Source organism: Sphingobacterium sp. SGL-16 (assembly GCF_011043515.1).
Taxonomy (GTDB): domain Bacteria; phylum Bacteroidota; class Bacteroidia; order Sphingobacteriales; family Sphingobacteriaceae; genus Sphingobacterium; species Sphingobacterium litopenaei.
On the sequence record NZ_JAAKGQ010000081.1, the window covers coordinates 1 to 7,007 of the forward strand.

Sequence of the window (7,007 nt, forward strand, 5' to 3'; positions counted from 1 at the left end):
TATATAATTTTAAACTTACCGCCTAAAAAAATATTAGTCATAAGATGCGTTCCATAGGTATTGATTATGAATTCTGCGCTTCGATTCTGTAAGTCGTTCTTAAAAGACTGTGTTAGAGCTTTTTTTAAGTCTTCGACATCAGCAGAGAAGTAGCTTTGGTATCGAATAATCATTTTGGAAACACTACCATATATAAATTTTCCATGATAATAGGTACTATCGAACTTGGAATTATTCATATTCCAAGTTATGTCATTTCCAAAAACTTTCGTAAGAGGAAATTTTATATTTACTTTACTTGTATTCCCTTTAGAGTATTCTTCGGCATTTTCCTCGTATATTTCGTGCGTATCTTGATATCCTATAGGGAACATGTGTACTCTAGAACTATCTAGTTTTATAAATTGTGGGATATCAATAATAGGAGCTTTTACAGATCTATTATCAGCATATAAACCTGAAATATCATACCCTTTACCCAAGCAATTATTACTTGACATTTTAATAGGAAATGTGGATGATGCTAGTTTGTTTACCGTGGGTTTTGAAGCAATTTTTTTGTTAAAATTGTTGTTGTCTAATTCTTTCTTACAACTAGATAAATTAATTAGAGATAAGAAAAATACGAATGCATAAAGGTTTTTAAAGTGGAGTAAGTTTAAATTCATGATTGTCTTTTAAGTTAATTCTTTAAAATTAGATAAAAACAATATATTTTCAACTTAATATTCTGTTATTTTTATATTTTTCAATCTATCTATTGATCTTACATAGTTCTTTATAACTGTTGAAAATATTTTTTTATATTTGTAAATACGTAATAACGTAAATATGTATTTATGTCAAAAATAATAACAATAGCCCATCAAAAAGGAGGTGTAGGAAAAAGTACACTAGCGTTAAATTTAGCGTATTCATTTGCTAAAAATGTGAATACTATATTAACTGATATAGATCCTCAGGGATCAACGATACAATTACAAGGTTTAATTCCAGACGTAACCATTATCCCATTTAGTAATAATATCTACGATCAAAATTTTGAAGCTTTATTCATAGATACCCCGCCGTATTTGATGAATGAGATGTTGCCTATATTCTTAAAGTCTGATTTAGTAATTATTCCTACAAAAGCAGGTGTTCCTGATATAATGGCGATACGCTCGACTGTTGAGCTTGTAAAAGAAGCTCAAAAATCAAACAAGAAATTAAAAGCAGCTATAGTTCTAAATATGGTAAAACCTAGAGCGAGTATTACCGAGCAAGCTAAAGAACAACTAATAGAATACGATTTACCTATTATTGGAGAAATAAAAGACCGTGTAGCTTATACGAATACCTTTCTGACTGGAGGAGTTTTAACAAGTTCAGATGAAAATGCTAAAGAGGAAGTAAGAAAGTTAACAAGTGAAATTTTAGAGTTATTATAATGGCAAATAATCCGTTCGATAAATTGAAACAAGTAAAACCTAATGATGTTCCTAAACAAAAGGTTGTACCTGTAAAAACTAATAAAAGAGATAGTGAACAAACTTATACTTTGTGGTTAGACAAAGAGCTTATAAAAGCCCTAAAGCTTAAAGCTGTTGAAGAGGATACAAATGTGAAATTGTTAATTGAGGAAGCTATAAGGAAATATTTAAAGTAATAACGTGTTTACGTAAACACGTTATTACTTAAAGTGTTTATCTGGGTAAGATCCCTTTTTTCTGATAAGTTCCAATGATATAAGCTGCAGCATTTTCCACGTTTATTTCTCCTTTTTTAGCCCTCTCATTTACCTTCTCTACAAACTTTATAAATTCATCAAACCCATTTTTAACAATTAATTCAGCATACTCTTCGCTAATGCCATAAGCCATAATAGTTCTTATGTTTTTTTGTTCATTAACAGGGATTTTATAATCGATTTCTAGTTGCTTAGGTTTGTCCTTATGTATACTTACGTATATCTGAATATATTCATACGAACGTCCACGTTTATATAACTCATAGTCGAAAGATATGTCTGTATGCTGATTAATTTGCCTTTTAGCAACATCCAAGACTTTCTCTTTAAGTTGGCCTATTTGAGTGTATTGTTCTTTTCCTTTTTTATCAACAAGGCCTAGCATTTGCTTTAGTTCAATAATTGGAATAGGCTTTGGAAATCTTCCAATTGTACGCCATTGACAAGCTAGCATATACAGGCGTTTTGCATAGCTTGAAGTACAACCTAATACGGATCTTAATTGAAAGTGTGTGAAATTATTTTTAAGCTCGAAGAATAATGGTTTTGCGGGCTCTGAAATCATCACTTCAAAAGCTCCTTTACCAATTAAATATTCTACTGATTGAAATAGCCAAATTTGTTTATAAGAGCCAGCCTTTTCAATTTCAAACATTCTTGAACCAATATCTTCAGTTGATTTTCTAAGTTGCTGATAATTCCATTCTCTCCCAGTAAGCAATTCTATATCCTTTGCTCTAATCGTATAAGTTAGTTTATCCTCTTCTAAAGAAGAAAGAATCATAAAGAGAATATCTAGCTGACAAGCCGTAAAATCATAGCGACCTGAAGTTATAGCGTTATGTTGTTTATAATGCTTTTGGCCTAAAACTTCTGCTTCCTCAATAGTTAACAATTCCATATGAATTCTGTTGTTTGTATCTCATTATAAAGGTAATTAAAAAACACAAACCAAAAACACTGATTTAAACAAAAGGTATTTTTAGCTTATAAAAAGTGTTTTTTAGCTTATAAAAAGTGTTTTTTAGCTTATAAAAAGTGTTTTTTAGCTTATAAAAAGTGTTTTTTAAAACTGTAACTTGTTGATTTATAGTTAGTACAGAGAGCGCAAAATAATTAAATATATTAAAATAATTAAAAAAACGTTTGTAGGTTTTTTAGGGTATAAATCGAAGATTTTTGACTTTGGAAAGTGACTTTTTGACAGATTGGAGATTTGAAAGTCAACGAAAAAACGAAATTTTATATAAAAAAGAAAAGTGCCGCGCACTAAATTGTCATTTTAATGCAATATATATAGCATATCAGTATGTTATGTTTTTTTTAAATGTTTTGCTCTCGCACATTTGTGTCTTCCATCCCTGGGCATGCACTAGCGCCCTTCGGTTGCTTGCTTTTAGGAGAAAAGTTCCGAATGGCTACCTATCCGAATTAAATGAATTTCATTAATGGGTTCTTCTTGCTGCTCCCATATCAGTAATAGATCGGGGAATATATGACATTCCCAAAGCCCTTTGTAATTGCCTATCAATTTATGAGCTTTCATTTGTTGGGGGAGAGCCTCTGCACCATTTTCTAATAGCGTGATCACCTCTGTAATAGCTTTTAGTTCTCGAGGCTGTTTTCTATACTTCTTAAAATCCTTTTTAAAGCTACCAGAAGCGCTTAATGTATATATCCCCATTAATCAGCTAGTAGATCAATAAACAAGTCCTTAGCGGTGCCGTATCGCTTTAAATTAGGGCGTTCGGACTGTAGGTCTTCAATAGCTTTTTTTGTTTCCTTATTAGGCTCATAGAAATTTGTAGCATCAGCAAGCACTGTTTCTATAAAATTGTTTACGCTCCTGTTCTCCTTTTTGGCCAATTTCTCGATGTAGTTGTAAAGTTCTTTATCAAGACGTAATGACGTTGATTTTTTTAAATTTATTGTATTCATAATGATATCATTTTAAATACAAATATAGTTATTTTTCTTGTAAACCACCATTCAACGAATGCCATCGGCCAAAAGCCGATAAGCCACAAATCAGGGAGGGGTATTATTTTTTAATTAGGGTTTCTATCCCGTTTTCAAGTTTAATAATTTCATTTGCACTACATCTTCTTGGATCAAAGTAATAATGCAACTTTCCGCTTATTTTGGCATCTTCCAAAATTCCTGCAGAACGTTTTTTCATCGCTGAAATTTTGTTAAATATTGACTGTAGATAAAGTTTGTTTTCCATAACTAAAGTTAGAAAATAGAGTATAACAAAGTAACAATGTATATTGTTATAAACTATTGCCCGCCTTTTTGGGCGGCCAGCTTCAATAAAAATAGACCTTTTAGATGGGCTATTTTTATTGAAGCTGGCGATACTGAGAAATAAGGATTTTGTGAAATCCTTATTTCTCAGTATCTTAGTTCTTATTGAAGAAGCGAGGTGCGTAAACGTATTTACATTTTGCGTTACAAATGTATATCCTTATTACGAACCTCGCCCTGCGGGGCCAAGATTTTCTTTACGCTGCACCTAGTTACGCTGAAAATCTGACACAAAATTTTTACACGCTTCGCTAAAATTTTTGGACTAATGACCAGGACAAAAAGCTTCGCGATTTTTTGATCTTGGTTATCTAAAAAGAAAAAGGAATGAATAAGAAAGACAATCCGAGATTGAAAAATATTGTCATCCGAGTGAATGACAAAGAACATAAAGAGATCGAGTCAAAGGCTGGAAAATTAGGTTTGACCATCTCGGAATATGGCCGGCAATTGATGCTCAAAGGTGCAGTTCTTTCTGCTGAGAAAAAGGATAGTATTCAAGCAGGCACAGGTATAGATAGACGTACCATCATAGGTCTTGCCAACAACCTAAATCAGCTCACCAGATTAGCCAATCAGCGTAAAGAGCTTCCGCAGATAGAGAGTCTTTTAAAGGATATCGAAAAAATTATAAAAGAATGGTCGTAGGTGTAATAACAGGAAACGGATTTCGGGGGGCGCTTGGTTATGCTTTGAAAGACCAAAAGCTCGAGGAACTAAAAGCTGATCAAAAACCCGAAATCATTACGCAAAATAATGTTTATGGCAATGCTCGAGAAATGGCAAGGCAGATGCGTTTTGTTGCTAATGGTAACAGCCGAGTTAGTGTTCCTGTGATGCACTTTTATATAAGTTTTGATGCCCAAGAGAAGTTAACAGAATCCCAACGACAAAAAGCCGTAAAGGGAGTGCTGAAAGAATTGAGTGTTACAGATGAAAATTATCAATATCTAGTCGTTAAACACAACGATGCTAAAAACCCTCATTATCATCTTATCATCAATAAGGTTGATTTAGATGGAAAGAAATTAAATGTAGGCTTTGATGGTAAGAAAGAAGAATTTATTGCAAATCGCTGTCATGTTATAGCTGATAAAATCGAACAGGAACAAGGTTTACAACGTACGGAGGGTAGAAAAATTATCTATGACCCAAATAGTCCTAAAGGATATAGAAAATTATCTAAAGAAGAATTAAAGGCTCTAGAACCGAGAGATAAAAAAGAAAGCATCAGTAAAGATCCTCATAAAAGAGAACAGGAGATTATAATCAAATCTGAAGTAATAGCAGCTCTTCAGAACAAAGGAATTAGAAGTCCAGAGGAATTCAAAACGTTGCTGGAGCAGAAAGGTATTGATGTTCGATTTATGGAGAATAGAAATGGGATATCGGGGATATCGTTTAAAAGTGATACCATAAGCGTAAAAGGTTCGCAAATAGGAGCTAAATGGAGCGATATAAACAAGGTTCTGCAGGAGAACAACAAAGTCCTTCAAGAGACAAAAACTATCACCAGAGCAGAAGTAGAAAGAAATTTAAGGACGGCTTTAGAAAAGGTAGCCTCGATTTCTGTATCTAGTGGTTATTGGGTTAATATAGACCATCTCTTAAAACTTCGTGGTTTGGTACGTACTAACCAAGGTTATTCCTACACAGTAAACGATGTTAATCTACTTATAAAATCAGATCTGGAATCAAGCATCCGAGCCACTGTTTACGAAAGTGATAATGTGTATTCTCAGTATGAAAAGCGTAAGGCTTATGAAGAACAGGTGAGGAACGCCAAGCCAATGGAGATAAAGAAAGTGCCTCTTTTGTTCGGCAAAGAAATTAGAGAAAAAAATGCTGAAGCAGAAATATATAATAAAAAGTTAGCACAAGAAAAACAGAAAATAGCACTCAATCCGGTAAAAGAACCTCATCAAGAGCGTGAGCAGTTAGTTAAAGATTTCATCCAAAATGCTCTAAAGAGTGAAATTGAAATAGATATTAGTACTGAAAAACAAGAACAAGCTTTTAAAGTCGCTCAAGAGAAAATAGAAAATAGAGTTAATGACTATAAAAAAAAATATTCTATTCAATAGTATTGATTGTATCTAACAACAAACTATATACGCCTTATGAATTAAGATAAATTTATGAGGCGTATATAGTATGTATAGTTTTTTTGTATTTAAAGAATTATTTGGGAACATAGAAGGTAATTCCTTCTCTAATATATCCTGAAGGATTTATTATATTGTAATGCCAATAGTGATCATTAATTGATGAATTATAATACCTATAGATAGGTTTAACTAGTTCTTGAACATTTTGATTAGGATATGCATAAAACTCTATTCCTTCATAAACGTAATTAGATAATACTTCGGTTTGGGGACTTATTGTATAAAGATGATTAGATTTATTTCCATTATTGCGATAATACCTATGTACAGGCAGAGTTCCGGGAGCCTGATAATTATAAGCGTAAAATAGAATTCCTTCATTAGTTGGAGAATTTATTTCCTTTAAAGGATTATTTGTTAAGATATGGTCACGTCCGCCATTCCACCATAAAGAGTAAATCGGGGTAGTTGTATGCTTTACTCTAACTTCTTTTCTTTTCAAGTAGTCATATATAGCAGTTTTGAGAACTTCTTTTTTATATTGATCATCAACTAATTCATGTAAAGGAATTAAGCCATTTTCATCGAAACTAATAAGTGTTGCATTATCATCATTAATAGAATTTTGCCAATTAGCTGTATTAATAGAGGTATTTGTCTTGTTGAAATCATAAGTTCCTTTTACTTCTTTTGAAGGATCCCCCCCTGTAGTATAATACTTTATATTTCTATTAAAAACATCTTTGCTAGAATATTTAGTTGTAGTTCCTTCTCCTCCCAATTCAAGGCCTATAGCTGCTGATACAATGCTCAAATCAGATTTTGCAACCTCTTGCCTTTTATTTAAAGTTGATTCAGATTGA

10 protein-coding genes are annotated in these 7,007 nt (G+C 32.4%); 4 read left to right on the top strand and 6 right to left on the bottom strand.

Features of this window, described 5'->3' with window-relative positions; genetic code table 11:
• Positions 1-500, bottom strand: a 500-nt coding sequence (locus tag G5B32_RS16395; protein ID WP_206366939.1) for an MAC/perforin domain-containing protein, incomplete at its 3' end; no start/stop codon positions are given.
• Between the two features lie 339 nt (positions 501-839).
• Between G5B32_RS16395 and G5B32_RS16400 the strand changes: the two genes are divergently transcribed.
• Together G5B32_RS16400 and G5B32_RS16405 are read left to right on the top strand one after the other, a co-directional pair.
• The gene (locus G5B32_RS16400; protein ID WP_165292576.1) at positions 840-1,430 is read left to right on the top strand and encodes a ParA family protein; all 591 of its coding nucleotides are present in this window, start codon (positions 840-842) and stop codon (positions 1,428-1,430) included.
• Positions 1,430-1,648, top strand: coding sequence for a hypothetical protein (locus G5B32_RS16405; protein ID WP_165292575.1), 219 nt, complete (start codon positions 1,430-1,432; stop codon positions 1,646-1,648). The genes G5B32_RS16400 and G5B32_RS16405 overlap by 1 nt, the downstream gene beginning before the upstream one ends.
• Positions 1,649-1,685: 37 nt before the next feature.
• Here G5B32_RS16405 and G5B32_RS16410 read toward each other — a convergent pair whose 3' ends face one another.
• The 4 genes from G5B32_RS16410 to G5B32_RS16425 form a co-directional block, all read right to left on the bottom strand.
• The gene (locus tag G5B32_RS16410; RefSeq protein WP_165292577.1) at positions 1,686-2,630 is read right to left on the bottom strand and encodes a replication initiation protein; all 945 of its coding nucleotides are present in this window, start codon (positions 2,628-2,630) and stop codon (positions 1,686-1,688) included.
• Between the two features lie 495 nt (positions 2,631-3,125).
• The gene (locus G5B32_RS16415; protein ID WP_165292578.1) at positions 3,126-3,413 is read right to left on the bottom strand and encodes a type II toxin-antitoxin system YafQ family toxin; all 288 of its coding nucleotides are present in this window, start codon (positions 3,411-3,413) and stop codon (positions 3,126-3,128) included.
• Positions 3,413-3,667, bottom strand: coding sequence for a ribbon-helix-helix protein, CopG family (locus G5B32_RS16420; protein ID WP_165292579.1), 255 nt, complete (start codon positions 3,665-3,667; stop codon positions 3,413-3,415). Before G5B32_RS16420 ends, G5B32_RS16415 begins: the two co-directional genes overlap by 1 nt.
• A gap of 103 nt (positions 3,668-3,770) precedes the next feature.
• Positions 3,771-3,956, bottom strand: a complete 186-nt coding sequence (locus G5B32_RS16425; RefSeq protein ID WP_165292580.1) for a hypothetical protein — start codon at positions 3,954-3,956, stop codon at positions 3,771-3,773.
• A 407-nt stretch (positions 3,957-4,363) separates the two neighbouring features.
• Between G5B32_RS16425 and G5B32_RS16430 the strand changes: the two genes are divergently transcribed.
• Together G5B32_RS16430 and G5B32_RS16435 are read left to right on the top strand one after the other, a co-directional pair.
• The gene (locus G5B32_RS16430) at positions 4,364-4,684 is read left to right on the top strand and encodes a plasmid mobilization protein (RefSeq protein WP_165292581.1); all 321 of its coding nucleotides are present in this window, start codon (positions 4,364-4,366) and stop codon (positions 4,682-4,684) included.
• Positions 4,675-6,120, top strand: coding sequence for a relaxase/mobilization nuclease domain-containing protein (locus tag G5B32_RS16435; protein ID WP_165292582.1), 1,446 nt, complete (start codon positions 4,675-4,677; stop codon positions 6,118-6,120). Before G5B32_RS16430 ends, G5B32_RS16435 begins: the two co-directional genes overlap by 10 nt.
• Positions 6,121-6,217: 97 nt before the next feature.
• Here G5B32_RS16435 and G5B32_RS16440 read toward each other — a convergent pair.
• A partial coding sequence (locus tag G5B32_RS16440; protein WP_165292583.1) for an MAC/perforin domain-containing protein occupies positions 6,218-7,007 on the bottom strand: 790 nt, incomplete at its 5' end.

What these genes read in the sequence shown, in the direction of transcription:
- G5B32_RS16400 (WP_165292576.1), top strand. Translation starts at nt 840, where the DNA reads ATGTCAAAAATAATAACAATAGCCCATCAAAAAGGAGGTGTAGGAAAA.
- G5B32_RS16405 (WP_165292575.1), top strand. Translation starts at nt 1,430, where the DNA reads ATGGCAAATAATCCGTTCGATAAATTGAAACAAGTAAAACCTAATGAT.
- G5B32_RS16410 (WP_165292577.1), bottom strand. Translation starts at nt 2,630, where the DNA reads ATGGAATTGTTAACTATTGAGGAAGCAGAAGTTTTAGGCCAAAAGCAT.
- G5B32_RS16415 (WP_165292578.1), bottom strand. Translation starts at nt 3,413, where the DNA reads ATGGGGATATATACATTAAGCGCTTCTGGTAGCTTTAAAAAGGATTTT.
- G5B32_RS16420 (WP_165292579.1), bottom strand. Translation starts at nt 3,667, where the DNA reads ATGAATACAATAAATTTAAAAAAATCAACGTCATTACGTCTTGATAAA.
- G5B32_RS16425 (WP_165292580.1), bottom strand. Translation starts at nt 3,956, where the DNA reads ATGGAAAACAAACTTTATCTACAGTCAATATTTAACAAAATTTCAGCG.
- G5B32_RS16430 (WP_165292581.1), top strand. Translation starts at nt 4,364, where the DNA reads ATGAATAAGAAAGACAATCCGAGATTGAAAAATATTGTCATCCGAGTG.
- G5B32_RS16435 (WP_165292582.1), top strand. Translation starts at nt 4,675, where the DNA reads ATGGTCGTAGGTGTAATAACAGGAAACGGATTTCGGGGGGCGCTTGGT.